Annotated in this window: 23 protein-coding genes and 1 pseudogene; 13 read left to right on the forward strand and 11 right to left on the reverse strand. The window is 72.4% G+C overall.

The annotated features are described in order from the left end of the window. Positions 1-15: 15 nt before the first annotated feature. Together ACFQQI_RS03410 and ACFQQI_RS03415 are read right to left on the reverse strand one after the other, a co-directional pair. Complete coding sequence (locus ACFQQI_RS03410) at positions 16-627, reverse strand: TetR/AcrR family transcriptional regulator (protein WP_378557939.1); 612 nt, start codon at positions 625-627, stop codon at positions 16-18. A gap of 79 nt (positions 628-706) precedes the next feature. Next, positions 707-1,315, reverse strand: coding sequence for a TetR/AcrR family transcriptional regulator (locus tag ACFQQI_RS03415; protein WP_378557942.1), 609 nt, complete (start codon positions 1,313-1,315; stop codon positions 707-709). Between the two features lie 110 nt (positions 1,316-1,425). Between ACFQQI_RS03415 and ACFQQI_RS03420 the strand changes: the two genes are divergently transcribed. From ACFQQI_RS03420 to ACFQQI_RS03435, 4 genes are read left to right on the forward strand one after another with little or no spacing between them, the layout of a single operon-like run. After that, positions 1,426-2,307, forward strand: a complete 882-nt coding sequence (locus ACFQQI_RS03420; protein ID WP_378557945.1) for a glucosyl-3-phosphoglycerate synthase — start codon at positions 1,426-1,428, stop codon at positions 2,305-2,307. Then, a complete protein-coding gene (folP, locus tag ACFQQI_RS03425) occupies positions 2,304-3,167 on the forward strand; it encodes a dihydropteroate synthase (protein ID WP_378557948.1) in 864 nt (287 codons plus the stop codon). Before ACFQQI_RS03420 ends, folP begins: the two co-directional genes overlap by 4 nt. Then, the gene (locus ACFQQI_RS03430; protein WP_378557951.1) at positions 3,164-3,637 is read left to right on the forward strand and encodes a hypothetical protein; all 474 of its coding nucleotides are present in this window, start codon (positions 3,164-3,166) and stop codon (positions 3,635-3,637) included. Before folP ends, ACFQQI_RS03430 begins: the two co-directional genes overlap by 4 nt. Then, the gene (locus ACFQQI_RS03435) at positions 3,634-4,215 is read left to right on the forward strand and encodes a dihydrofolate reductase family protein (protein ID WP_378557954.1); all 582 of its coding nucleotides are present in this window, start codon (positions 3,634-3,636) and stop codon (positions 4,213-4,215) included. Before ACFQQI_RS03430 ends, ACFQQI_RS03435 begins: the two co-directional genes overlap by 4 nt. On the opposite strand, the gene ACFQQI_RS03440 is transcribed toward ACFQQI_RS03435, so the two are convergent. Next, on the reverse strand, positions 4,212-5,789 hold the full coding sequence (locus tag ACFQQI_RS03440) for an acyl-CoA synthetase (RefSeq protein ID WP_378557957.1): 1,578 nt from the start codon (positions 5,787-5,789) through the stop codon (positions 4,212-4,214). The genes ACFQQI_RS03435 and ACFQQI_RS03440 overlap by 4 nt on opposite strands. 18 nt (positions 5,790-5,807) lie before the next feature. Between ACFQQI_RS03440 and ACFQQI_RS03445 the strand changes: the two genes are divergently transcribed. The 4 genes and pseudogenes from ACFQQI_RS03445 to ACFQQI_RS03460 all read left to right on the forward strand — a co-directional run bounded on the left by ACFQQI_RS03445 (position 5,808) and on the right by ACFQQI_RS03460 (position 8,631). Then, on the forward strand, positions 5,808-6,695 hold the full coding sequence (locus ACFQQI_RS03445; RefSeq protein ID WP_378557960.1) for an LLM class flavin-dependent oxidoreductase: 888 nt from the start codon (positions 5,808-5,810) through the stop codon (positions 6,693-6,695). A 60-nt stretch (positions 6,696-6,755) separates the two neighbouring features. After that, entirely contained in the window at positions 6,756-7,385 is a 630-nt protein-coding gene (locus tag ACFQQI_RS03450; RefSeq protein WP_378557963.1) for a hypothetical protein, read from the forward strand. 223 nt (positions 7,386-7,608) lie between these two features. Continuing rightward, positions 7,609-7,740, forward strand: a pseudogene (locus tag ACFQQI_RS03455) (type IV toxin-antitoxin system AbiEi family antitoxin domain-containing protein); the annotation flags it as partial. Positions 7,741-7,881: 141 nt separating this feature from the next. Then, on the forward strand, positions 7,882-8,631 hold the full coding sequence (locus ACFQQI_RS03460) for a hypothetical protein (protein ID WP_378558350.1): 750 nt from the start codon (positions 7,882-7,884) through the stop codon (positions 8,629-8,631). A 122-nt stretch (positions 8,632-8,753) separates the two neighbouring features. On the opposite strand, the gene ACFQQI_RS03465 is transcribed toward ACFQQI_RS03460, so the two are convergent. The 3 genes from ACFQQI_RS03465 to ACFQQI_RS03475 are packed head-to-tail and all read right to left on the reverse strand — an operon-like array spanning position 8,754 to position 11,808. Next, positions 8,754-9,764, reverse strand: coding sequence for a TIGR03617 family F420-dependent LLM class oxidoreductase (locus ACFQQI_RS03465; RefSeq protein WP_378557966.1), 1,011 nt, complete (start codon positions 9,762-9,764; stop codon positions 8,754-8,756). A 25-nt stretch (positions 9,765-9,789) separates the two neighbouring features. Then, complete coding sequence (locus tag ACFQQI_RS03470) at positions 9,790-10,761, reverse strand: hypothetical protein (RefSeq protein WP_378557969.1); 972 nt, start codon at positions 10,759-10,761, stop codon at positions 9,790-9,792. A 6-nt stretch (positions 10,762-10,767) separates the two neighbouring features. Then, complete coding sequence (locus tag ACFQQI_RS03475; protein ID WP_378557971.1) at positions 10,768-11,808, reverse strand: sulfotransferase family protein; 1,041 nt, start codon at positions 11,806-11,808, stop codon at positions 10,768-10,770. Between the two features lie 153 nt (positions 11,809-11,961). On the opposite strand from ACFQQI_RS03475, the gene ACFQQI_RS03480 reads away from it, so the two are divergent. Then, positions 11,962-13,134: a family 16 glycosylhydrolase gene (locus ACFQQI_RS03480; RefSeq protein WP_378557974.1), complete on the forward strand. Its 1,173-nt coding sequence runs from the start codon at positions 11,962-11,964 to the stop codon at positions 13,132-13,134. Beyond that, positions 13,131-14,285: a family 16 glycosylhydrolase gene (locus ACFQQI_RS03485; protein ID WP_378557977.1), complete on the forward strand. Its 1,155-nt coding sequence runs from the start codon at positions 13,131-13,133 to the stop codon at positions 14,283-14,285. Before ACFQQI_RS03480 ends, ACFQQI_RS03485 begins: the two co-directional genes overlap by 4 nt. 6 nt (positions 14,286-14,291) lie before the next feature. On the opposite strand, the gene ACFQQI_RS03490 is transcribed toward ACFQQI_RS03485, so the two are convergent. Both ACFQQI_RS03490 and ACFQQI_RS03495 read right to left on the reverse strand, forming a co-directional pair. Next, positions 14,292-15,743 carry a glycosyltransferase gene (locus ACFQQI_RS03490; protein WP_378557980.1) on the reverse strand — a complete coding sequence of 484 codons (1,452 nt, stop codon included), beginning with the start codon at positions 15,741-15,743 and terminating at the stop codon, positions 14,292-14,294. Beyond that, entirely contained in the window at positions 15,740-17,575 is a 1,836-nt protein-coding gene (locus ACFQQI_RS03495) for a glycosyltransferase (protein WP_378557983.1), read from the reverse strand. Before ACFQQI_RS03495 ends, ACFQQI_RS03490 begins: the two co-directional genes overlap by 4 nt. A gap of 68 nt (positions 17,576-17,643) precedes the next feature. Here ACFQQI_RS03495 and ACFQQI_RS03500 point away from each other — a divergent pair, with 68 nt between their 5' ends. Beyond that, a complete protein-coding gene (locus ACFQQI_RS03500) occupies positions 17,644-19,611 on the forward strand; it encodes a glycosyltransferase (RefSeq protein ID WP_378557985.1) in 1,968 nt (655 codons plus the stop codon). On the opposite strand, the gene ACFQQI_RS03505 is transcribed toward ACFQQI_RS03500, so the two are convergent. The 3 genes from ACFQQI_RS03505 to typA form a co-directional block, all read right to left on the reverse strand. Next, a complete protein-coding gene (locus ACFQQI_RS03505; RefSeq protein ID WP_378557988.1) occupies positions 19,594-20,517 on the reverse strand; it encodes a hypothetical protein in 924 nt (307 codons plus the stop codon). The genes ACFQQI_RS03500 and ACFQQI_RS03505 overlap by 18 nt on opposite strands. Then, complete coding sequence (locus tag ACFQQI_RS03510; protein WP_378557991.1) at positions 20,496-21,479, reverse strand: sulfotransferase family protein; 984 nt, start codon at positions 21,477-21,479, stop codon at positions 20,496-20,498. Before ACFQQI_RS03510 ends, ACFQQI_RS03505 begins: the two co-directional genes overlap by 22 nt. 341 nt (positions 21,480-21,820) lie before the next feature. After that, positions 21,821-23,713 carry a translational GTPase TypA gene (gene typA / locus ACFQQI_RS03515; RefSeq protein ID WP_378557994.1) on the reverse strand — a complete coding sequence of 631 codons (1,893 nt, stop codon included), beginning with the start codon at positions 23,711-23,713 and terminating at the stop codon, positions 21,821-21,823. A 70-nt stretch (positions 23,714-23,783) separates the two neighbouring features. On the opposite strand from typA, the gene ACFQQI_RS03520 reads away from it, so the two are divergent. After that, positions 23,784-24,254: a PPOX class F420-dependent oxidoreductase gene (locus ACFQQI_RS03520; protein WP_378557997.1), complete on the forward strand. Its 471-nt coding sequence runs from the start codon at positions 23,784-23,786 to the stop codon at positions 24,252-24,254. Then, positions 24,251-25,564, forward strand: a complete 1,314-nt coding sequence (locus ACFQQI_RS03525) for a protealysin inhibitor emfourin (protein ID WP_378558000.1) — start codon at positions 24,251-24,253, stop codon at positions 25,562-25,564. Before ACFQQI_RS03520 ends, ACFQQI_RS03525 begins: the two co-directional genes overlap by 4 nt. Positions 25,565-25,566: the final 2 nt, after the last annotated feature.

Genomic DNA, 25,566 nt, shown 5'->3' on the forward strand with positions numbered 1-25,566 from the left:
CTACGGGACCGCGTGTCAGGTGGCGATGCCGCGCAGCACCAGCGCGGCGATCTGCCGCGCGTGGGCCTCGATGACGTCGGTGCTGTCGGAGCGGCCTTGGAGGCGCTCGGACAGCGCGTTGACGATCGCCGAGCCGTAGATGGCCTCGACGACCGCGCCGGCGGGCACGTCGGCACGCATCTCCCCGCGCTCGATCGCGCGGCGGCAGGCCAGGTGCGTCTGGCGCTCGTGCACCTCGCTGATCGCCTCGGCGAAGCTCCCCAGCCGCTCGGGCGCGCTGGCGGCGTCGAAGGTGACGCGGAGCGAGGCCCAGCCGGGCGGGGTGTGGAAGTGCCGGAGCAGGTTCGTCGCCAGCTGGACGAGGTCGCCCTCGAGCGACCCGGTGTCGACGGCCGTGAGCTCGAGCCCGCGATGGGTGACCGCCTCGGTGAGCAGGGAGTCCTTGTCGGGCCACCGCAGGTAGACGGTCGACTTGCCGACCCCGGCCCGCCGCGCGACGCCGTCCATGGTGAAGCCGGACCAGCCGTGCTCGCCGTACTCGTCCAGCACGGCGGCCAGGATCTTGTCCTCGGCGTCCGGACGGCGCGGCCTGCCACGGCCCCGCCGGGCTCCCTCCCCGCTGGTCATGGAGTGATTGAACATCAGACAACCGGCGTCTGTTATCCCCTGAATGGTCAAATCTCGCGCAGCTCGCGCCTGTCGGCGGTCAGTGCAGGCCCTCGAGCATCATCGTGACGAGGCCGTCGACTCGCGAGCCGAGTGCCTCGTCCGTGATCTCCTGGTGGTCGAGCCGGCTGCCGAGGACGAACATGTTGGCGGACCCGTAGATCAGCTCGGCGAGGACGACCGCGTCGAGCTCGGCGGTGATCTCGCCGCGCTCGCACGCCCGGCGAGAGATGGACGTGATGACGCCGCGGGGGGCGCTGGCCGCCTCCTCGGTGAAGTGGCCCAGCGCCGTCGACGCGTGGGCGGTCTCGACGACCATCCGGAAGCCCGCCCACCCCCGCGGGTCGGCGGCCTCGCGGAACACCCGGCCCACGAGAGCCGTCAGGTCACCCCGGAGCGAACCGGTGTCCACGTCCGGGACGTCGCGGCGCCGCCGCCGCACCGCGTCGGTGAGCAGGGCGTCCTTGTCGGACCAGCGCAGGTAGAGCGTCGACTTGCCGAAGCCGGACCGCCGTGCGACGCCGTCCATGGTGAAGCCGGACCAGCCGTGCTCCGTGTACTCCTCCAGCGCGGCCCCGAGGATCTTCTCCTCCGCGCCGGCCGCCCGCGGCCGGCCTCGGCCACGGCGTTCCCCATCCCCCGTGTTCATGGCGCATTTGAACACGGTCGGGCGTCGTCGGAAATGGTCAGGATTGGTGAAGCGGACGTTGGGACGGGCGCGGTACGGGCGTCGTCCGGGGGTGGTCTAGGGTCGATCGCGTGCCCGTCCCCGACCCGTCCGCCGACCTCGACGGGTGGTCGCAGCGGCACACCCATCACTGGACGGACTGGCCGCTAGAGGCGCTGACCGCAGCCAAGGGCGACCGCGTCGTCAGCCTCGTCGTACCCGCCCGCAACGAGGCCGCGACCGTCGGCGACGTCGTCGTCAAGGTGCGCGACGCGCTGGTCGAGACCGTCGAGCTCGTCGACGAGGTCGTCGTCATCGACTCCGACTCCACCGACGAGACGTACGCCGTGGCGGCCGACGCCGGCGCGACCGTGCACCGCTCGGCGGAGATCCGGCCCGATCTCGGCTCGCGGCCCGGCAAGGGCGAGGCGATGTGGAAGTCACTCTTCGTCACCCGCGGCGAGCTCATCGTCTTCATGGACGCCGACCTCGTCGACTGGGACACCCACTTCGTGCCGGGACTTCTCGGTCCGCTGCTGACCGACCCGGGAGTCGAGCTGGTCAAGGGGTTCTACGAGCGGCCGCTGCTGGCCGGCGACACGGCGGTGCCCCTCGAGGGCGGCCGCGTCACCGAGCTGGTCGCCCGGCCGCTGATCCGGCTGCTGTTCCCCGAGCTCGGCGGCCTGCACCAGCCGCTCGCAGGGGAGTGGGCGGTGCGACGGTCGCTCTTCGCGTCGCTCCCCGTCCCGCACGAGTACGCCGTCGAGCTGGCCGCGCTCGTCGACACCGTCCGCGCTCGCGGCCTCGACGCGATCGCCCAGGTCGACCTCGGCGTCCGTGCCCACCGGCACCAGTCCCTGCGGGACCTCAGCGGCATGGCCACCCAGATCCTCGCGGCGGCGCTCGCCCGGTCGGGCACCGGCCCGGCGGTCGAGGAGCGGCCGCCCGCGTCCTCCGTCGGGGAGGCGCCGTGACCCTGCGGCTGGGGCGGCACACCTTCGACGACGACGCCACGCTGATGATGGCGATCGTCAACCGCACGCCCGACTCCTTCTACGACAAGGGTGCGACCTGGGCCGAGGACAAGGCGTTCGAGCGGGTCGCCCTCGTCGTCGAGCAGGGCGCCGAGATCGTCGACATCGGCGGCATCAAGGCGGCGCCCGGCGTCGAGATCTCCGAGGCGGAGGAGAAGGCCCGGGTCGTGGACTTCGTGGCCCGGGTGCGTGCGGCGTACCCGTCCCTCGTGATCTCGGTCGACACCTGGCGCGCCTCGGTGGGGGCCGCCGTCTGCGCCGCCGGCGCCGACGTGCTCAACGACGCATGGGGCGGCGCCGACCCCGAGCTCGTCGACGCCGCCGCCGAGGGTGGCGCGGCCATCGTCTGCACGCACACCGGCGGGGTCACGCCGCGCACCCGCCCCTATCGCATCGAGTACGACGACGTCGTCGCCGCGGCGATCGCCGACACGGTCGCCTACGCCATCCGGGCGGTCGAGGCCGGGGTGCCGCGCGAGTCGGTCGTGATCGACCCGGCCCACGACTTCGGCAAGAACACCTTCCACTCCCTCGAGCTCACGCGTCGGCTCGGCGAGATGGTCGACACCGGCTGGCCGGTGCTGGTCTCGCTGTCCAACAAGGACTTCGTCGGCGAGACCCTCGACCTGCCGGTCGGGTCGCGCCTGGTCGGCACCCTCGCGGCGACGGCCGTCTGCGCGCTCGCCGGCGCGCGGATCTACCGCGTCCACGAGGTCGTCGAGACCCGGCAGACCGTCGACATGGTGTCGTCGATCGCCGGGCGCCGACCGCCGCGCCGGGCGATCCGGGGGCTGCAGTGACGCGGATCGTGCTGGTGCCGGGCGTGCTCGCGCTGCTGCCGGAGTACGCCGGCCTCGAGGACCCGGTCGCCGAGCTGCGGGCCGCGTGCCTGGAGGCCGCCGCGTGGCTCGGCCGCGGCACCACGGTGCTCGCCGACGAGCAAGGCGCGCGCATCGCCGAGTACCTGCTCGACCGCACCGACCACACGCACGAGGAGGAGTCCTACCTGGTCGTCGGCAACGGGTCGGCCTGCCGCACCGAGAAGGCGCCGGGGCACCTCGACGAGCGGTCGCACGCCTTCGACGACGCGCTCCGGGCCTCCCTGTGCGCCGGCCGTCCGGAGGTCGACGCCGACCTCGCGCGCGAGCTGTGGGCGAACGTCGACGGGATCGCGAAGCTGCGCTCGCTCGGTGACCTCGGCCCGGCTCAGGTGGACTACGACGACGACCCCTACGGCGTGCAGTACTGGGTGATGAGGTGGGAGTCGTGAGGGTGCTGATCGGTCCGCAGACCGACGACCTGGCCGAGCTCTACGCCGTACCCCGCCTGCCCTGGCTGCGCGTCAACATGGTCAGCACCGTCGACGGCGCGGCCACGGGCGAGTCGGGCCGGAGCGGCTCGATCAACAACGCCGCCGACAAGCAGGTCTTCGACCACCTCCGCGCGACCTGCGACGTGATCGTGGTCGGAGCCGGGACCGCGAGGACCGAGGGCTACGGCCCGGCCGACCGGCCGATCGTCGTCGTCAGCCGCCGCGACGAGGTGCCGGAGGGCCTGCGCGGCGCGCCCGCGGGCTCGGTCCTGGTCGAGCCGCTCGACGACCCCGACGCCTTCAAGCGTGCCCTGGTCGACCGGGGCTGGCGCACGATCCTGTGCGAGGGCGGACCGTCGCTGCTCCGCGGCCTCCTGTCCGCCGGCGTGGTCGACGAGCTGTGCACGACGATCGTGCCGCGGCTGGTCGCCGGTGACGGGCCCCGCATCGTGGCGGGCCCGCCCGTCGACGTACCGCTCCGCCTGCACACGCTCGTCGAGGTCGACGGGACGCTGCTGGCGCGCTGGCTCGTCTAGTCGCCTGCCGCCAGGTCGGCGTGCTGCTCGCGCAGCTGGCGCTTGAGGATCTTGCCGGACGGATTCTTGGGCAGGGCGTCCGCGACCACGACGTACTTGGGCGTCTTGAAGCCCGCCAGCACCGAGCGCGTGTGCTCGACAACGGAGTCGGGCGTGAGCGTGGCGCCGTCCTTGGGTACGACGACCGCAGCGACCGCCTCGACCCAGCGCGGGTGGTCGACGGCGAAGACCGCGACCTCGGCGACATCGTCGAGCTGGTAGATCGCCTCCTCGACCTCGCGGCTGGCGACGTTCTCGCCGCCGGTCTTGATCATGTCCTTCTTGCGGTCCACGACGTAGAGGCGGCCGCCCTCGTCGAGGTAGCCGAGGTCGCCGGAGTGGAACCACCCGCCGCGGAACGCCTCGGTGGTCTTCTCGGGGTCCTGGTAGTAGCCGAGGGTCGCGTGCGGTGAGCGGTGCACGATCTCGCCGACGATGCCGGCCGGCACCGGCTCGTCCTGGTCGTCGACGATGCGGGTCTCGACGTTGATGGCGGCACGGCCGGCCGAGCCCGGGTACGCGAGCTGGTCCTCGGGCCCCAGGATCGTGGCCAGCGGGGCCATCTCGGTCTGGCCGTAGAAGTTCCAGAGGTCGACGTCGGGGAGCCGCCGGCGCAGCTCCTCGAGGACGGCGACCGGCATCGGCGAGGCGCCGTAGTAGCCCTTGCGCAGGCTCGACAGGTCGGCGGCGTCGAAGTCCGGGTGGCGCAGCAGCCCGATCCAGATCGTCGGCGGCGCGAAGAACTTCGTGACCCGGTGCTCCTCGATCGCCTTCAGGATCGCGCCCGGGTCCGGCGCCGGCAGGATGATGCTGGTCGCGCCGAGGTAGACGTCGACGCCGAGGAAGCAGTCGAGCTGCGCGCAGTGGTAGAGCGGCATCGTGTGCAGCTCGACGTCGTCGGCGGCCATGCTGCCCTCGATCGCGCACGAGACGTACTGCCACAGCAGGCTGCGACTGCTGAGCAGCGCGCCCTTGGGCCGCGACTCCGTGCCGGACGTGAACATCATCCGCACCGGGTCGTCGTCCTCGACGATCACGGGGTACGGCGTGCCGTCGTGGTCGAGCCAGTCCTGGAGGTCGTGCCAGCCCTCGGGCACCTCGGCGGCCGCCGCACGGATCATCGCGCGGGTCTTGGCTTCGCCCTGCGAGCGGGCCAGCGCGTCCTGCGCGACGTCGATCAGCCCGTCCTGGACGACGAACGCCTCCGCCCCGCTCTGGTCGAGGATGAACGCGATCTCCTCCGCGCCCAGCATGAAGTTGATCGGCACCAGCACGACGCCCGCGCGGGCGCACGCGAAGTCGAGCACGGCGTACTGCCAGCTGTTGCGCGACAGCAGCGCCAGCCGGTCGCGCGCGGCGAGCCCGTGGTCGTGCAGTGCCGCGGCGGTGCGGTCGACGAGCGCGTCGAGCTCGGCGTACGTCAGCCGGGTCTCACCGTCGACGATCGCGAGCTTGTCGGGCACCCGCTGCGCCGTACGTCGGGGCAGGTCTCCGAGGGACTGCTGCCGGGCCTGGGCCACCAGAGGCGAGGTCATGACCGTCACACTAGGCCGGTGGACGTTGGGATGACGTTGCCGGTGATGGAGCCCGACCTCTGGGAGTCGGCGGACACCCTGGAGTCGTGGGCGCGCGCGGTCGACGACGGACCGTGGTCGTCGCTGTGCTGGGGCGAGCGGATGGCCTTCGACAACCCGTACTCGCTGACGCTGCTGGGCGCGGTCGCCGCGTGGACGTCGCGGGTGCGGCTGACCACGACGGTCGTCGTACCCCAGCTGCACGACCCGGTCTCGCTCGCCAAGGCGCTTGCGACCGGTGACCGGCTGTGCGGCGGCCGGCTCACGGTCGGGCTCGGTGTCGGCGGGCGCGAGGAGGACTATCTCGCGGCAGGTGCGTCGCCCGTCACGAAGACGATGGGGGAGATGGCCGCGCGGGTCGCGGTCATGAAGAAGGTGTGGGCGGGCGAGCGGGTCGTCGACTCCGTGCTGCCGGTCGGACCCCTGCCGGTGCAGCCGGGCGGGCCTCCGCTGCTCGTCGGGACCCTCGGGCCGCGGACGATCCGGTCGGCTGCGGCGTGGGCGGACGGGCTGGCGGGGATGTCGCTCGCCGTCGACCTCGAGGAGATGGCGCGGGTGTTCGCGCTGACCCGCACGGCCTGGGCCGACCGGGGCCGGCCGGAGCCGCGGGTGACGACGTCGTTCTGGTTCGCGCTCGGACCCGTCGACGCGGCGCGCGAGCAGATCCGCCGGCACCTGCGGCACTACATGAACTGGATCCCGGAGCAGTACGTCGACGCGCTCGCCGCCACCGCGGGGTTCGCCGGATCGGTGGCCGACCTGCGCGACCTGCTCCGGCGCATCGAGGACCTCGGCTGCGACGAGGTGCAGCTCATCCCGACCTCATCCGCGGTCGAGCAGGTCGACCGGCTCACCGACCTTCGGTAACGGTTCGGCTACCTGATCGATTTCCGGACGGCGGCGGCGCCGTACGTCTACCTTGTGCGCGTGCGGATGGAATGGCTGCCGGTCTCGGCGGCGCTGTTGCTCACCGGTGCGCTCGCGTTGGCGCTCGGTACGTTCCTGCTGCCGTCGAGCGACGGCGCGGCCGAGGCACTGCGCGTCGTGCAGGACAACGGCGGCGCCTGGATGGCGTCCGCCGCGATCTACTTCCTCGCCTCCGTCTGCCTCACGCTGGGCCTGCCGGCGATCGTGGTGCTCTTCGAGCGGCGCGGGCGCGTCCTCGGCCTGATCAGCGCCGCCGTCCTGGAGTTCGGCTTCATCGGCATCGCCGGCTACGCCATGCTGATGGTCTTCTTCCGGGCCCTGGTCGAGACCGACACGATCGTCGGCCGGGGGCTCGACGAGGTGGTCCAGGATGCGGGCCTGCGGGTGTTCCTCTACGGCTGGATCCTCGGCTTCGTCGTCGGCGAGCTGTTGCTCGGCGTCGCCCTGCTGCGCGCCCGCCCCGTCCCGCGCTGGATCGCCCTCGCCCTCGTCCTGCACGCCCTCGCCGTCGGCGTCTCCGGGATCCTGCCGGAGTGGGTCGGCAAGGCCACGATCCTGCTGTTCGTCGTCGGCATGGCCGGCATCGCCATGCAGGCCACCGCGCCCGCGCGGCGGGTGCGGGTGTGGTAGCTCGCGAGTCCCGGGTTGGCGCCGGCGCGGAGCTGTAACGGGGTGTTGTGGCATCTGGTGGCCCGGCATGACGGGCTGTTAGCTGCCACAACACCCCGTTACAGCTAAGGGGCCACCGCGCCGCCAGCCCACAGATCGTCCACAGCAGGCGTTCTGGCGAGCCTCTCCACAGCAGCTGGGCGCGGGCGCACGCGGGGTCGGTGTGGACTCGGACAGTCGAGCCATGAGGCCGACATTCGCCTGGTACTTCGCCCACCAGCACTGCCTGATCACGCGCCGGCAGGCGCTGCTGTCCGGCCTCGATCCCGGGACGCTGCGCCGCATGCTGCGATCGGGCGAATGGGTCACCGTGCGGCGCGGCGTGTACACAACGGGCGCGCACTGGGGGTCGCTCGATCCGTACGTCGGCCGACCGTGCCTCGAGGTCTGGGCAGCGACGTTGGCGACGAAGAGCTTCCACAGCATCAGCCACGACTCGGCGGCGTACCTCCACGACTTGCCGATCCTCGAGGCCTCGCCGCGTCTGGTGCACGTGACTCGCGTCGGTCACCTGGGCGGTTCCACGAACCACGGGATCAAGCATCACCAGGCGCCGATCTCACCGAAGCAGATCGTCTTCATCGATGACCACCCGGTGCTCGACATCCCGCGCACGGTCGCCGACATCGGTCGCGAACACGGGGTCCGGCACGGAATCGTCGCCGCGAGCTCTGCCCTTCGGCGCGGCGTCTCGCGCATGGACTTGCGCGCGGCCATCGAGCCGATGACGAACTGGCCGTACGTCACCGGGGCCCGCTTGGCAGTCGAGCTCGCCGATGCCCGGTGCGAGAACCCGGCCGAGAGCCTCGCCAAGCTGATGCTCGAAGAGCTCGCGCTCGGTGTGGTTCATCCGCAGTTCGGCATCCAGGACCAAGGTCGTGTCGCTTGGGTCGACTTCCGCGTCGGGAGGCACCTGGTCGAGATCGACGGCCGGCTCAAATACCTGCCCGCATCCGAGGGTGGGTACGCCCGGCGTCGTCCCGAGGACGTGCTCTGGAAGGAGAAGAAGCGCGAGCACTGGTTGGGCGGCTTCAAGCTCGGCATGTCGCGCCTGGTGTGGGCCGACCTTCAGGAGCACGCCTGGGAGAGGACCAAGCTGCGCCTTCACCGTGAGATCACGGACACCCAGGCTCGGTTCGGCACTGCGATCGACGACCTCGCGCCGTACGTCATTCGACGGGAACGTCAGAGCTCGGAGCGGATGTGATCGGCGCTCAGGCTGTAACGGGGTGTCGGCGCCTCTGCCGGCCCGTCATAACGCATCACCAGAGGCCACAACCCACCGTTACAGCGGCGGTGGCGCCCCGCGGACCACTCCAGTCACTCCGCTCAGACGGCCCGCAGTGCCTCGGCGAGCTCCGACACCTGCTCCAGCGGAACGTCGTACCCGGGGAAGTAGCAGCACACCCGCGTGGCGACGTCGCCGAACCGCCGGCCGAGCTCGGCGGCACACTCCTCGGGGGTCCCGCGGACGGCCAGGGTGTCGACCATCTCGTCGGTCACGAGGTCGATCATCGAGGCCACGTCGCCGACCTTCGACAGCTGGTTCAGCACCGGCTGCAGCGAGTCCCAGCCTTCGACCTCGAGGACGGGACGGTACGCCGGGGTCGAGCCGTAGAACGCCAGCAGCCCGCGCACGCCGACCGTCGCGGCGGCGAGCTCGGCCGGGGTCCGGCCCATGGCCACGATCGCCTGCGGGTAGAGCGGGAAGTCCGCGCGCGACCGCCCCGACAGCTCCAGACCCGCGTCGACGGTCGGCAGCGTGCGGGTGCGGAAGTGGCGGTGGCTGTGGAACGGCATCACCAGCAGGCCGTCGGCGACCTCGGCGGCGGTCCGGGTCATCAGCGGGCCGAGCGCGCCGAGGAGCACGGGCGGCACGCCGTACGGGTTCGGGCCGGGCACGAACGTCGGAGGCATCAGCGTGTGCTGGGTGAACTCGCCGCGGAAGTCCAGCCGGGTGCCGTCCTGCCAGGACGACAGGATCGCCTTCACCGCGAGCACCGCCTCGCGCATCCGCGCGGCCGGCCGGTCCCAGGTGGCGCCGTACCGCTTCTCGATGTGCGGCTTGATCTGGGAGCCGAGCCCGAGCCGGAACCGCCCCTGCGACATCAGCTGGAGATCGTACGCCGCGTGCGCGAGGTGCATCGGGCTGCGCGGGATCGCGATCGCGACGTTCGTCATCAGGTCGCAGGGTACCGCGCCGGCGGCGGCCGCCAGCGGCAGGAACACGTCGTGCGGGCCCTCGAACGTGAAGAGACCGTCCACCCCCGCGGCAGCGAGCGAGCGTGCCCGATCGACGGCGAGGTCGGGACGCGCATCCAGCTGGACGTCGAGCAGCACCCGGGCATTGTGCCCGAGATGACTGCTAGGACTCGTCGCCCTCGCCGTTGTTGCGCCGGCCGGGCTGCGGCAGCCCGCGGGCGTGCCGCGGCAACCACACCTTGGCGGCGTGCTCGACGATGTGGACGCCGGGCGGCGCCTCGATGCGGAAGACGTGGTCGAGGTCGTGGGCGCCACCGTCGCGCAGCGTCGAGTGCACGTGGTACTCGCGCACCTTGCGCGGCGACCGGTTGTCGGTGAACGCGCTGGGGTCGGTCCAGTGCGCGAACTCGTCGTGGTCGAGCCACTTGAGCTCGACGAACGTGCCCAGCGGCATCACCAGCCGCTCCATGTCGTCGGGGTGCTGCCAGACCTCCCAGTCGAAGCCCTTGACGAAGGTGTACGCCGGGCCGACCGGGTGGATCCACGGCTCCATGTTGCGCGAGCTCGCGTCGAGGTAGCCGACGGCATCGGACTCGATGTAGAGGGGGAGGCGCGGGAACAGCACCATCACCTCCTCGCCCTCGAGCTGCCACGACAGGTCGCGCACCGCGGCGATGCCCTCGGGCGTGAGCACCATGTCGCCGTCCCACTTCATGGCGTACGTCGTGGTCACGTGCGAGAACGACCAGTTGTAGAAGTGCGTGAGGCTGTGCACCGAGTCGGCAGGCGTCGCCAGGTGCTCGGGGCCGCAGCGGCTGACCACGAAGGGGTACGACGTGAGCGTCACGCGGTCGGACGCCCCGTGCTCGGCCACGATCCGCCGCGCGGTCTCGAGGGTGCCGTCGGTGGACTGGTTGTCCACGATGACGACGTACGGCACGGCCTCCAGGAGAGGCGGCAGCACCCACGGCAGGTTGTGTGCCTCGTTGCGCACGCGGAGCACCGCTGTCAGGCCGGGGCGCTGCGGCCGGTGCCAGGGCCACTGGATGTCGTAGTCGGGCTCGCCCTCGCGGTTGCGGGTGATCCGTCCGTCCGGAACGGTCCGGGCAGGGGGGCCGCTGGTGACCGCGCTCATCGTGGGTCAGCTCCCGCTGCGGAAAAGCCTGCGAGACCGGCGCGGCGCCGGCTCCTCGACGGCGGCGGGCTCGGCCTCCGGAGGAGCGACCTGGGCGGCCTGCTCGAGGGCGCGGGCGTGCCGCTTGCGGAGCTTGCGGCCGACCGCCTGCGTCGTGGAGTCGGCGATGGCCTCCGACTGCTCGTAGAGGTCGAGGTAGGCCGTGCGCAACTGGTCCGAGAGGTCGTGCGCCTCGGAGTCGTCCTTGCCGTCGGCGAGTCGCTCCGCCAGCTCCTGCGTGCCATCCATCAGCTCCTTGAGGGGGCCGCGAATCGGCACCTCCACGTCGGCGGAGCGTACCCGGTAGAGCGACGGGTCAATCAGGTCGTAGACACCGCGCAGATCCTTGGCCGACGCCGACAGCACCGCGTCGAGACGGAACTCCTCGCCGAGCCGGTGGACCGGGATCGTCCAGTCGGAGAGCAGGTCGTGGTAGCGCACGAACGCGCGTGCCTTGTCGCGGGTGGCCCGCTCGGTGTGCAGCACCAGGTTGACCCACGACGCCGCACGGCTCTCGAGGCTGACCCGCGAGGAGTAGTGGTGGTGCTTGCTGCCGATCACCTCGGCCGGCGGGCGCAACATGCTGATGAAGACCGGGGCGACCCCGACGTGGAGGGCCGCGCTCTCCCACAGGCCCAGGAACCACACCAGGCGCGGGTCCTTGAGGACGACCTCGTCGGCCTCCTCGAACTGGCGCTCGAGCCACGTGCTCGCCTGGCGGCGGAAGCGCTCGTTCGTGCTCTGCTTGCTGGTCGCGAACCAGGCTCGCGGCCGGGCGTCGGACACCGTCACGTTGGCCCGCTGGAGCAGCCGGTCGTGGAAGTCGACCAGCCACTGCGACTCGCCGAAGCCCTTCGGGTTGGTCTCGTCCGGTGGCACCTCCGGCTGGGGGACCCGCATGCCGAGCTGCTGCAGTGTGCACGCCATCACGCTCGTGCCGCTGCGCCCGGACCCGACGATCATGACGGCCCGCCGGCCCGACGTCGTCGGGCTCGCGCTCTGCGTCATGAACTCTCCCTCTTGTCGTCCCACCGACGGCACACCGACACGTGCCGCAGTTTTGGGGCCGCACCCCTGAATGTACCTATCATGGCGCTGCCCCTGCCGAGATCTCCTGACCGCCCGTCGAGTCGAACGTGCTCGACCGAACGATTGGAACTCATGACTTCCCTCCGAACGATCGCCGCCGCTGTGGCGCTCACGGTCGGTGCCGGTCTCACCGCCGCCGTCGTCGAGTCGCCGGCCGGGAGCGCTGCTCCCGCGAGCGCCGGCCACGTCCAGAAGAAGGCAAAGCAGCGCGTCAAGGTCGAGATGACGCCGCCGATCTCCGCCGCCGGCAAGCGTGCCGCCCGGGCAGACGCCGCCAAGGTCGTCGTCGCGGGCACGTTCCGCCCGAAGAAGCCCGGCCGGACCGTCGTCCTCCAGCGCAAGGCCGGCTCGAAGTGGGTCAAGGCCGGCGCCGCGCGCCAGGACAAGTCCGGCGTGGTGGAGATCGCAGCGCCGTTCCTGAAGAAGCGCAAGGCGGTGACCTACCGCCTGGTCGCGAGCGGTTCCGGGCTGGCGACGACGGTGAGCAAGTCCGTCTCGACCCTGAAGTGGACCTACAAGGAGGAGTTCACCGAGGAGTTCGACACCCTCGACCCCGCCCTGTGGCAGTTCCGCGACCAGAACTACGGCGCCGCGTCCAACCGCGGTTGCTCCCGCACCAGCCCGGACAACACGTACGCCAAGAAGGGCGTCGCCCGGCTCATGGTCGGCAAGGACAAGACCAAGAACGGTCGCTGCAAGTACCAGGGCAAGCGCTACGCCTGGCGCACGAACGCGATGGTCGGCACCCAGGCCCAGTACTCGCTCAAGTACGGCTACGCCGCGGCGCGCGTGAAGCTCAACTCGCTGCGCGGCCAGCACTTCGGGTTCTGGCTCCAGCCTGAGTCCCGCGCCGCCAACCGCGGCAGCGCGAAGCACACCGGTGCCGAGATCGACGTGGTCGAGTGGTTCGGCAACGGCCACCCGTCCGGCGGTCTCTCGCAGTACGTGCACTACTACCCGACCGCCAAGGGCCGCAAGGTCGGCTCGTGGGTCAAGAACCCCGCCCAGTACGGCAACGGCTGGTCGAGCAAGTACCACGTCTTCGCCGTCAAGTGGACCCCGAAGTCGTACACGTTCTACATCGACGGCCAGGTGACCAACGTCATCAAGCAGGGCGTCTCCGGTCGCGAGCAGTTCCTCATCCTCAGCCAGCTGAGCTCCGACTACCAGCTGGAGTACATGAAGAACGAGAACAAGCTGCCGCAGGGTTCGTCGGTCGACTGGGTCCGAGCCTGGGGCCTGTGATCCTGCACGGACGCACGGCGCACTCGCGTCGACCGGTTGCCGCGGCCCTCGTGGCCGCGGCAACCGTCGTCTGTGGTCTGGCCGGCTGCTCCACCGACGACGAGGAGCCCCCCTCGGGCCCGAGCTCGGGGATCGAGGCGAGACTGCTCCCGCCCATCGCCGACTCCGGCAAGAAGCCGCGCAAGGCGAAGCGGGCCGACGTCGTGGTCGAGGGGCGTGTCGAGCCGGCCGCCGAGGGCGAGCCCGTCACGCTCCAGGTGCAGCAGGACGGCGAGTGGACCGAGCTCGACCAAGCCAAGCAGGACGAAGAGGGCCGGGTCGCGTTCATCGCGCCGAACCTCGTCGAGAAGGAGACCCAGAGCTACCGGCTGGTCGCCGGCGACGACAAGAGCAACGCGCTCGACACCGGCGTCTGGCAGGACAAGCTGGAGTTCGAGGACCTGTTCGAGCGCACCTCCCTCGGCCCGCGGTGGTTCCATCGGCTCCAGGGGTACGACGCCGGGTCGCGGTCGTGCTCGCGTCCGGACGAGTCCATGGTGGACGTCGGCGACGACGTCGCCGGCCTGTCGGTCGCGCTCGATCCCGACCGCTCGGACGACGAGTGCCGCTACGAGGGCGAGGAGCACAGCTACCGGCTCAACGCCAACATCGGGACCCAGGGCAGCTTCGACTTCCGCTACGGGTACGCCGCCGCGCGGATCAAGTTCCACGAGAAGCGTGGCCAGCACGCGGCGTTCTGGCTGCAGCCGGCCACGGCCGTCCATGACGGCGACCCGAACACGTCCGGTGCGGAGATCGACATCATCGAGTGGTTCGGGCGTCGCCAGAGCCCGAGCCTCGCGAGCTACGTCCACTACACCGACGAGGACGGCGAGTCCGTGAAGATCGGGGACTTCATCGCGGACCCCGATCAGTACGGCGACAAGTGGTGGGACAGGTACCACGTCTTCTCGGTCGAGTGGACGCCCGACGCCTACATCTTCCGGATCGACGGCCAGGTCACCTCGGTGATCGACGAGGCGATCTCGGGCGTGCCGCAGTTCCTGCTCCTCAGCAACCTCAGCTCGGACTACGAGCTCAGGCATCTGCCGTCCGAGGACGACCTGCCCCAGACCATGAAGGTCGACTGGGTCCGGGTCTGGAACCTCTGACCCGGGCTAGCCGGACCGTCCACCCCACGCGCCCAGCCCGCGCACCTGCTTGACCGGCGGGGCGTCGGCGGCGACGACGAACCCGGCGTCGGCTGCCGTCGCCCGGTCCGTCGGGTAGCAGGCGCGCAGCGCCGTCTCGTACTCCGCGGCGTCGGCGCAGGTCCGGAGCGCGCGGGCGTGGGCCGCGGTGCGCACCACGCGCGCCGTGCCGGCGGCGAGGTCGACGTCGACGCACCCGAGGTGATCGAGCTCCATGCGCCTGAGCAGGGGCGCCAGGCCCCGTCCCGCGGGGAACTCCGCGGTGCCGGGCAACGTGGCCCGGAACGTCGCGTCTGAGCGCTCGGACGGCTCGTCGACGAGCCGGACGCGGGGCTCGCCGGCGTACGCCGCCTGCACGAGTCGCAGGTCGAGGTCCGGGTCGGCGAGGACCGGGCGCCGGTCGTCGCCGAGCGTCGACCACGGGGCGACCAGGGTGACGACGACGTCGGGGATCCCGCCGGTCAGCTGGGCGTCCACCACCGCGCGCACGTCCTCGTACGTCGTGCCTGCGACGGGCACGACGACCTCGGCGTACGGCACGGCGTACGAGCGGTGCACCTGCAGGCGGTGACCCCGGAACTCGGGGACGTGCTGGGTCAGCGAAGGCTTCGTGTAGCGGTTGACCGCCTCGGCGTCGCGCATGAGCGTCGACGGTCCCAGGTGCAGGCTGTGCGCCGCGGCGTCCGGGATGAAGACCGCGCCGGCCTCGCGCAGCCGGTAGCCGACCACGATGTCCTCGCCGCGCACCAGGTCGACCGGCCAGCCGCGCGTCGCGCCCAGCAGGGAGCGCGCCACGCTCGCGGACGCACCCACGTGCACGCGCATGGCCCGCGGCCCGGCGGCGCGGAGCCCGTCGGTCTCCGCGAGGACTGTCTCGATCCAATTGCGCGTGTCGATCGGCCGCCGGGCGAGCTCGGCCAGGGGCGTGCCCCCGGCGAGCGCCGCCTGCAGCGCCTGGGGGTCGAGGCCGGCCAGCGCATCGGCGTCGGTGAACGACTTGTCGCCCAGGACGACGGCGTAGTCGATGAGGTGGTGCCAACGCAGGTGCGCCTCGACCTCGTGCCGGCCGGGCACCATGTCGGCGTCCAGCCAGTGCAGCACGTCGCCCTCGGCCGTCTCGGCGCCGGTCTGGCGGGCGGCGCCCGGGCCCCAGCCGTGCTGGGTCTTCACGACGCGGGTGCGCTCGGGGCGCACGTCCGGGAGCGTGAGCTCGGGCCCGGGGGAGTCGTCGACCACGACCACCTCGAGGAGGTGGCCGGGATAGCTCTGCGCGGCCAGGCCGGCGAGGACCCACGGGAGCGCGGGTGCGTCGTACGCCGGGATGACGACGCTGACGGAGAGCCGGGGATCCCAGGTGCCGAGCGCCGGAGGGTCGAGGGCCCCCCAGTCGTTGGCGCTGACGCGCGTCTGGGCGCTCATGCCGTCCTCGCCTCGGCGGGGACCTCGGACGCGTCGTGCTCGAGCAGCTCGCTGGGCCGGAAGCCGTCCCACGACTCCTCGAGCCGCTCCTCGGACAGGTAGTAGTCGAGACCCGGGTCCCAGGTGTGGCCGGAGTCGGTGCGCCGCAGCATGTAGCCGAGCCCGTGCGTGCGGTAGATCGACTGGCCGCGCCAGCGGGCTGCGTCGAGCAGCTGCGCGTCGACGTACCTCCGCACCGGACGGAACCGCCCCGCCTCCGCCAGTGACTGCCGGTCGATCATGATCGAGCCGCCGGCGACGAACTGGGCGATCCGCTCGGCGTCGTCGCGGCGGCGGATGGTGCGGTTGATCGGCGCGAGGTAGGCGTACTCGACCGTGGAGCCGACGATGTCGGCGCCGGAGTAGTGCCGGGCGAGCAGCAGGTCGGCGACGAAGTCGGGGCCGTACCAGTCGTCGTCGTCGATCTTGAGCACGACGTCGCCCGAAGCGGCCGCGGCACCAGCGCTGAGCACGTCGCCGAAGTACGTCGGCTCGGCGAAGGTGCGCAGGACGGCGTGGTCACCCACGCGCTCACGCACCAGGCCCGGGTCGGCCTCGAAGCCGTGGGCCGCCACGACGACCTCGATGTCGGCGCCACGCTGCTTGGCGATCTGGTGGAGGGCGTGCTCGAGCATGTGCTCGCGCTTGGTCGCCAGCACAACGCTGACGCTGGGGAACGGCCGGAAGGGCAGACCGGCGACGGCCGCCAGCCGGGCACGCCAGGCGATCGAGGAGTGCTCCAGCAGCCCGACCCGACGCAGGCGCACGCTGTGCTCGTCGCGGAGCAGAGGCGCCTGCAGGTCCGGACCGGCGAGCAGGAGGTCGGCCAGCCGGTCGCCGAGCTCCGCTCGCGCCGCGGCAGGCACGTCGTCCGCCACGAGCGGCACGCCCGCAGCGGCCAGGCCGGCGACGGTGAGGGCCAGGCGCTCCGGGGCGTTCGCCGGCCAGGTCACGCGCACGCCGATGTGCGGGCGCAGCAGGCGCACGGCCGTCGGAGTCACTCCCTGCTCGGCGCGCAGGGAGTGGTCGAGACCCTTGGCGCGCAGCGACAGACGGCCGTCCGGTGCGGCCTCGAGCGCCGCCATCGGCTGCTCGGGGTCCTTGAGGTAGCCGGCCGGGTTGATGACGCCCTCGTCGATCGGCGCCCGGAGCAGCAGCGGGTCGGTCGTCGTGGCCGGCGACCGGTCGATGACGTGCTGTGGCGGCAGCGCCTCGGTGGCACCGAGCACGACGTCCGGCGGGATGGTCCGGTCGGCATCGACGGCGTCGGCCACCCGGTCGAGCACCTGCACGCTCGGGTCGACCGGGGGCGCCGTGGCGGGGTCGGGTTGCGCGGTGGCGGCCAGCAGGCCGGCGTACGACGGCCTCCCCGGCGCCACCGAGCGGGCCAGCTCGCGGAGCACCAGCTCGGCGCGCACGCCGCTCTCGAAGCGGACCACCGTCAGCGATGCCCCGGTGGGCGTCCGCCTGGCGTTGAGGGCGGTCAGCGGCGGCCACTCGCGGCGCGGGACCAGGGCCAGGGGCTGCTCTGCCTCGGCGATCCAGCACGCGATCGTGCGCGTGCGGCCGAGCCCGGGCAGCACCGACGCCCACCGGCGAAGCGACAGCACGTCGGCGCACGCGAGCACGACCAGGCCCCAGCGGTGCGGCAGGTCCGGCAGGTCGTGGCCGGTCGTCGAGAGCCCGACGCCGGGCGGCAGCCCTTGGAGCTGGCCGCCGACCGAGGGGTCGTGGAGGACCACGACGGGCTCGGAGGCGCCGTCGATGAGCTTCGTCAGTGCCGGGTCAGCCATCGCCTCGCGATCCTAGTGAACAGCCGCCCTCGCCCGAGCAGCGGCGTGTCCGGCGTAGGGTCTGCGGCGTGGCGGAGACGGAGCCGGTCGAGCGGCGCGCGGCACGGCTGTTGCGATCCGGGATCCTCGACGTCGAGTTCTACTCCGCGCTGACCGGTGTCGACTTCGAGTCCGAGCACGCGGCCGCGGTGCACGCCGTCACCGAGGGGATGTCGCGACGGCTGTCGGTCAGCCCGTTCCTTGACTTCGTCAGCCTCCCGCAGCACCTTCGCCGGGCCTGGCGGTCCGGGCGGGTCGGCGTGGTGCTGCGCGAGCTCGAGGGCGACCAGGTCGGGCCGCTGGCCGGCGCTGCCGACCGCGGCGAGGCCCGCGCGGCGATGCTGCGAGCGGCACGGGCTGTCGCCGGCACCCTCACGGACGCCCCACTCGACCGCGCCCCGGTCGCGGGTCGCACCTCGGTGGTGCTCACCACCGACGAGGACTGGTTCAAGACCGCGCGGGCCCTGGCCGCCGTGCTCGACGAACGCGCTGACGCCGACGTCGAGGTCGTCGTGGTCGACCGCGGATCCCCACCACACGTCGGGCTCGCGCTCGCCGCCCGGTGCGCCACCCGCGAGACCGTGCGCCTCCTCCGGCTGGACGCCGACCCCGGTGCCGCGGCGGCAGCCGACGCGGGGATCGCGGCGACGACCGGTGAGCACGTCGTGCTGCTCGCCCGGGACAGCCGCGTGCGGCGGGGCTGGCTGCCGGCCCTGCTCGCCCCGCTCGCCGACCCCGACGTGGTCGGTGTGCAGGCACTGCTGCTCAACCGCGACGACACGATCCAGGCGGCCGGTCTCGTCGCTGAGCCGGACGGGCCGCTGCGGCCACTGCTGGCCGGGCATCCGCGGGCGGACGCCGCCGATGTCGCCGGTCGCGGATTCGCGGCGGTGTCCGCCGATGCGCTCGCGCTGCGCGCCGCCGACCTCGTCCGTGGCGTGGCGGGCCTCGCCACACGTCCGGGCGGGTTCCGGGTCGCGCCGGACGCGCTCGTCACCCGCGACGAACCGCTGTCCGACGGGGTCCTGACCTCCGGTTCGCCCGACCCCGCGTCCGACGTGTACGCCGCGCTCGGCTGGGACGTCACGCTGGACGGAGACGGCCGCGTCGCGGTCGCCGGCCGGCTCCGCCGCGATCCCGACCGGCTGCGCTGGGGGATCCGGATCCCGTCGACGGGTGGCCACTGGGGCGACCAGTGGGGCGACACCCACTTCGCCGAGGAGCTGGCCGGGTCCCTGCGCCGCCTCGGGCAGGACGCCGTGGTGCACCGGCGCGACGCACACGACTCCGCCGCGACGGCGTACGACGACGTGTCGCTGGTGATCCGCGGCCGCGAGCGCGGACGTCCCGCGCCGGGGCAGACCTCGGTCGTCTGGGTGATCAGCCACCCCGACGAGGTCACGGCGGAGGAGCTGGCCGACTTCGACCTGGTCTTCGCCGCGTCGGTGCCGTGGGCGGCCGCGCGGTCGGCGCGCCCGCTGCTGCAGGCGACCGCGCTGCCCGAGGTCGCCGGCGGCGGTGACCGGTCGCCGACGGCGGTCTTCGTCGGCAGCGCCGAGGACCGGACCCGGCCGATGGTGCACTGGGCCGTCGAGGCGGGGGTGCCGATCGAGGTGTACGGCCGCGGCTGGGACGGCCTGCCGCGGGACGCCTGGCGCGCCGAGCACCTGCCCAACGACCGGCTGGGCGAGCTCTACCGGTCGCACGCGGTCGTGATCGCGGACCACTGGCCCGACATGGCGCGCCAGGGGTTCGTGGCCAACCGCGTCTTCGACGCCGTCGCGAGCGGCGCACAGGTGCTGTGCGACGAGGTGGCGGGCGTGGCGGAGATGTTCCCGGGCCGGGTGCGCGTGTGCCGCAGCGCGGCCGACCTGCGGACGGCGTACGACGCCGCGCTGGCCGCGCCTCCGCCGCCGGCCGCCGAGGAGGAGCTCTCCTTCGACGACCGGGCGCGCGAGCTGCTGCGGGCGGTGCGGGACCTACGAGGCGGCGAGTGACGCGTCGAGCGGCCGCGGAGCCTTGGGCAGCCAGGTCTCCACGACGTACTCGATGACGTGCACGCCCTCGGGCGCCTCGATGCGGTGCAGGCCGGGGATCTGCTGCCAGTCACCCGAGCGCACCGCGTCGAACGTCATGTACTCGCGGCGCTTGCGCTGGGTGCGTGCGCTGGTGAGGAACGCGTCGGGGTCGGTCCAGTGACCGAACTCGTCGTCGTCGAGGTGCTTGAGCTCCACGCACGAGCCCTCGGGCATGTTGTGGTGCGGCGTGCCCTCGGGGTAGAGGAGGAACTCCCACTCGAACGCCTTGGCGTAGGAGAAGCCCGGCAGCACGGGGTGCCCGAAGTGCTCCCGGTTGCGCATCGCGAGGTCGAGGTAGGCGACCCGGTCGCTCTCGACGTACAGCGGGTGGCGGGGGAGCCGCAGGTTGATCCGGCGGTGCTGCACCTGCCAGCCGAAGGCCGACAGCGCCCGCTCGCCGTCGCGGGTGAGCGCCATGTCGCCGTCCCACTTCACGACGTACGACGTGGTCGCGAGCGACTCCGCCCAGTTGTTGTAGCGGACCAGGCTGTGCGCCGACTCCGGCGGCGTGTCGAGGTGCTCGGGGCCGCACCGGCTCAACCGGTAGGGGTAGTCGACCACACGGAGCTTGTCGGCCAGCCCGTGCCGGGTCGCGATCTCGACGGCGATGGTGGAGGTGTCGTCGGTCGAGCGGTTGTCGACGAGCAGGACCTCGTCGGTCGACCGCAGCAGCTGGGGGAGCGACCACGGCAGCGAGTGGGCCTCGTTGCGGACGCGCAGCACCGCGGTCACCCCAGGGGTCGGCGCGCCGGAGGGCTGCGCCGCCTGCGGGCCGGCGACCTCGGCGTCCAGCGGGACGGCACTCAGGCCGGGCGTCGGCGCCATGACCGACCTCCCTTCCGGAGGGGGAGGCGGCTCGAGGGGCCGCCCTGGTCGCGGTCTCTCGTGAGCTCGCGACGCTCCTTCTCGAAACGGTCCTTGGCCCGCCGCAGCCGCCGCTCGGCAGCGAGCACCGACGAGTCGGCGATCTCGGCCGCCTGCTCGTAGAGCGCGATGAAGGCGACGCGGAGCTCGTCGAGCTCGCGGTGCAGCAGGTCGTCGTCCTTGCCCTCCGCCAGGCGGTCGAGGGCGGCACCGGTCGACTGCACCAGCGCCTGCACCGGGTCGGGCAGCAGCAGGTCGCCGGTCGGTCCCGGCCGGGGCGCACTGTCGACGTAGTCGTGGACCGCGCGCAGGTCGCGGGCGTTGGCCTCGACGACCGACCGCAGGCCCCACTGCTCGCCGAGCGAGTAGATCGGGACCGTCCAGTCCTCGACGAGGTCCGCCTGGCGGATCGCCACGCGGCGGCCGCCGCGGGTGGCGCGCTCGGTGTGCAGCACGAAGTTGAGCCACGCGATCGCCTGGCCGAGCGGGCTGCGGTCGTCGCGCCCGGCCGAGATCACCTCGGAGGGCGGGGTGACCGTCAGCACGTAGGCGACGTCGATGTCGAGGCGCGATGCGGCGCCCGCCCACAGGTCGAGGAACCACGGCAGGCCCGCGTCGGCGACGACGATCTCGTCGACCTCGTCGGTGAAGACCGCGTCGAGCCAGCGCTCCACGCGCTCGCGGTTCTGGTCCTGCGTGCTCATCCGGCCGGCGTCGAACCACGCCTCCGGGCGGGCGTCGTCGGTCGCCACGTTGGCCCGGGCCAGCAGCCGCTCGTGCATCTCGGGGACCCAGCGAGCGGAGCCGTCCTGCTCGAGCGTCGGTGCGTGCATGCCGAGGATCCTCAGCACGCCCGCCACCGTCGCGGGGCCCGAGGCCTCCGCGCCGAGTACGAGCACGGCGTTGCGCCGCGCCTCCGCCATGGTCTCCCCCGAGTCCTGTCGTGGAGCTAGCCCGACCACGGGCGCGCCTCCGTCACGCGGTGGCGATGGTCGGTACGACCGTAGTCCGGTGCCGTTGTGGACATGTGCCAGCATGATACAGAGGACGCTCCGCGCGCATCTTCGGTTGCATGCAACTGCCACATTGCCACGCCCGGGCCGCCGGTTGCGCGGCGGGTGGGCGTCGTACCCGGCAGCTGGTCCAGTCGGCTACTTGCTCGCCTTGCGCGCTCGGCTCGCAATCGGCGCGACTTCGTCGCGCAATTGCTCGCCTCGCAGAAGACGACCAAGTAGAACCCTCCGCTCGTTCCTCGCTCCGGGCCCTACTTGCTCGCCTTACGCGCTCGGCTCGCAATCTTCGCCCGCTCGTTCTGGTCGAGCACGACCTTGCGGATCCGGACCGTCTCCGGCGTGACCTCGACGCACTCGTCGTCGCGGCAGAACTCCAGGCACTGCTCGAGCGAGAGCTTGCGCGGCGGGATCAGCTTCTCGAAGTTGTCGGAGGTCGCGGACCGGATGTTGGTCTGCTGCTTCTCCTTGGTGATGTTGACGTCCATGTCGTCGGCGCGGGAGTTCTCGCCGACGATCATGCCCTCGTAGACCTCGGTGGTCGGCTCGACGAACATGACGCCGCGCTCCTGGAGGCTCGTCATGGCGTACGCCGTGGCCGCGCCCTTGCGGTCGGCCACCAGCGAGCCCGAGTTGCGGGACCGGATCTCGCCGGCCCACGGCTCGTAGCCCTCCGAGATGTGGTGGGCGATGCCGGTGCCGCGGGTATCGGTGAGGAACTCGGTCCGGAAGCCGATCAGTCCGCGGGCCGGGACCAGGAACTCCATGCGCACCCAGCCGGTGCCGTGGTTGGTCATCTGCTCCATGCGGCCCTTGCGGGTCGCGAGCAGCTCGGTGATCGCGCCGAGGTACTCCTCGGGGGCGTCGATCGTGAGGCGCTCGACCGGCTCGTGGACCTTGCCGTCGATCTCCTTGGTGACGACCTGCGGCTTCCCGACGGTCAGCTCGAAGCCCTCGCGGCGCATCTGCTCGACGAGGATCGCCAGCGCGAGCTCGCCCCTGCCCTGGACCTCCCACGCGTCGGGACGGTCGGTCGGGAGGACCCGCAGCGACACGTTGCCGACCAGCTCGGAGTCGAGACGGTCCTTCACGAGGCGGGCAGTGACCTTGCCGCCCTTGACCTTGCCGACCAGCGGGGAGGTGTTGGTGCCGATGGTCATCGAGATCGCGGGCTCGTCGACGTGGATGAGCGGCAGCGCGATCGGGTTCTCGGGGTCGGCGAGCGTCTCGCCGATGGTGATGTCCGGGATGCCCGCGACCGCGACGATGTCGCCGGGGCCGGCGGACTCGCCCGGCTTGCGCTCCAGGCCCTCGGTGACGAGCAGCTCGGTGATGCGGACGTTCTTGACCTCGCCGTCGCGGCGGATCCACGCGACGGTCTGGCCCTTCTTCAGGTTGCCCTGCTTGATGCGCAGCAGCGCCAGCCGGCCGAGGAACGGCGAGGAGTCGAGGTTGGTGACGTGGGCCTGGAGCGGCGCGCCCTCGTCGTACGTCGGGGCCGGGATCGTCTCGAGGATGGTCCTGAACAGCGGCTCGAGGTCGGTGGAGTCCGGCAGCGCGCCGTTCTCCGGCATCTCGAGGCCGGCGACGCCGGCGCGGCCCGACGCGTAGACGACGGGGAAGTCGAGCGCGTCCTGGCTGTGGTGCTCGTCGAGCAGGTCCATGAACAGCTCGTAGGTCTCGTCGACGACCTCGGCGATGCGGGCGTCGCCGCGGTCCGTCTTGTTGACGACCAGGATCACCGGCATGTCGGCGTTGAGAGCCTTGCGCAGCACGAAGCGGGTCTGCGGCAGCGGCCCCTCGCTGGCGTCGACGAGCAGCACGATGCCGTCGACCATCGACAGGCCGCGCTCCACCTCGCCGCCGAAGTCGGCGTGGCCGGGGGTGTCGATGATGTTGATCGTCATCGGCTTGCCGTCGGCGGCGGGGCCGGCGTAGTGCACCGCGGTGTTCTTCGCGAGGATCGTGATGCCCTTCTCGCGCTCGAGGTCACCGGAGTCCATGACGCGGTCCGCCACGCTCTCGGCCTCGTGCTCGGTGAAGGCTCCCGCCTGGCGGAGCATCGCGTCGACGAGGGTGGTCTTGCCGTGGTCGACGTGCGCGACGATCGCGACGTTGCGGAGGTCGGAGCGGGTGGTGGTAGACACGAGGGTCGAGTCTAGTGGCGGCGTACGCCGTCGGCCGCATCGTGCGGGCGCCCCGGCGTACCGTGACGGCATGCCTCGCATCGCCACCGCCGACCGGGTCGACCGCGATCAGCTCCTCGACTTCGTGCGAACCCGGCACCACCTGGTCCTGATCACGACCCGGGCCGACGGCCGGCCGCAGGTCTCGCCGGTCACCGGCGGGGTCGACGAGGCAGGCCGGATCGTCATCTCGACCTACCCCGACCGGGCCAAGGCCAACAACCTCCGCAAGCGGCCCGCGGCCGCCGTGCTCGTGCTCTCCGACGAGTGGGACGACGCCTGGGTGCAGGTCGACGGCACCGCCGAGGTGCTGGACATGCCGGCGCAGGAGGCCGAGGACGGGCTGGTGGAGTACTTCCGGTGCATCGCCGGCGAGCACCCGGACTGGGACGAGTACCGCCAGGCGATGCGCAGCCAGGGCAAGTCGCTCATCCGCATCACCGTCGACGGCTGGGGCCCGGTGGCGACCGGTGGCTTCCCGCCCGACCGGGCGCCGCAGTGAGGTGCCATTTCGTCCCGCCGTACCTGCTCGCGCGGGTCGCCCCGTCGAGCCTCGCGGTCGACGAGGCGCTGCGTGCAGGGCGCGGTGTGCCGGTGCCGGCGCGGAGCCCGGTGCTCCCGGTGGCAGCCCCGGCGTGGACCGTCCACACCGCCGACAGCACCACCGACCTGCCGGGCCGCGCGGTGCGGTCCGCAGGCGACCGGCCGACGGGCGACGTCGCGGTCGACGAGGCCGCCGACGGGATCGTCGGGGCGCTCGCGCTGTTCGCTGAGGTCTACGGGCGCTCGTCGTACGACGGTGCCGGCGCGCCCGTCAGCCTGACCGTGCACTACGGCCAGGACTACGACAACGCATTCTGGGACGGCGTCCAGCTCGTCTTCGGCGACGGCGACGGGCGGGTCTTCGAGCGGTTCACGAGGCCGGTCGACGTGCTCGGCCACGAGTTCACCCACGCGGTGACCGAGTACAGCGCGGGGCTGGTCTACCGCGACCAGCCCGGGGCGCTCAACGAGTCCGTGTCCGATGTCTTCGCCTCCTGCCTCAAGCAGCGGCTGCTCGGCCAGACCGCCGATGGCGCCGACTGGCTGATCGGCGAGGGTCTCTTCCTGCCCGGCGTGCAGGCGCGGGCGCTGCGTGACATGGCGGCCCCCGGCACGGCGTACGACGACCCGGTGCTGGGCCGTGACCCGCAGGTCGGGTCGATGGACGACTTCGTCTCGACCACCGACGACAACGGCGGCGTCCACATCAACTCCGGCATCCCCAACCGCGCCTTCCACCTCGCCGCCCTCGCGATCGGCGGCGCGGCGTGGGAGGGCGCCGGGCGGATCTGGTACGCCGCGCTCACCGGCGGCGCGATCGGTCCGGACACCGAGTTCGCGGGCTTCGCCGCGGCCATGATCGCCGCCGCCGGGACGTCGGCCGACGCCGTCGGGTCGGCCTGGGAGGCGGTCGGTGTCACACCGTCGTCGTCCGCCCCGGCGCCCGCTGTCCCTCGCCCGCCGGGGTCGTCGCGGCGGGTCGCCGTACGGCGTACCGGCGGCTTCGCGGGCCTCCGGACCGCCGGCGAGGTCGACCTCGACGGCGACGACCCGCGCGGCCCGGAGGTCGCCGCCCTCGTCGACCGCGTCGACCTCGCCGCCGTCGCCGGGGGACCACCCCAGCCCGACCGCTTCGTCTACGACTTCGACCTCTGCGGCGACTGCGCCACCGTCCCCGAGCAGCACCTCACCTCGGACCTGCGCCGCCTCGCCGACCTCGTCCTCGACCCGCCCCGCACCGACCCGCCTGGCGCCCGCTGGCGCGACTGATC

This window comes from Nocardioides sp. GCM10030259, assembly GCF_042666375.1.
Classification (GTDB): Bacteria; Actinomycetota; Actinomycetes; order Propionibacteriales; family Nocardioidaceae; genus Nocardioides.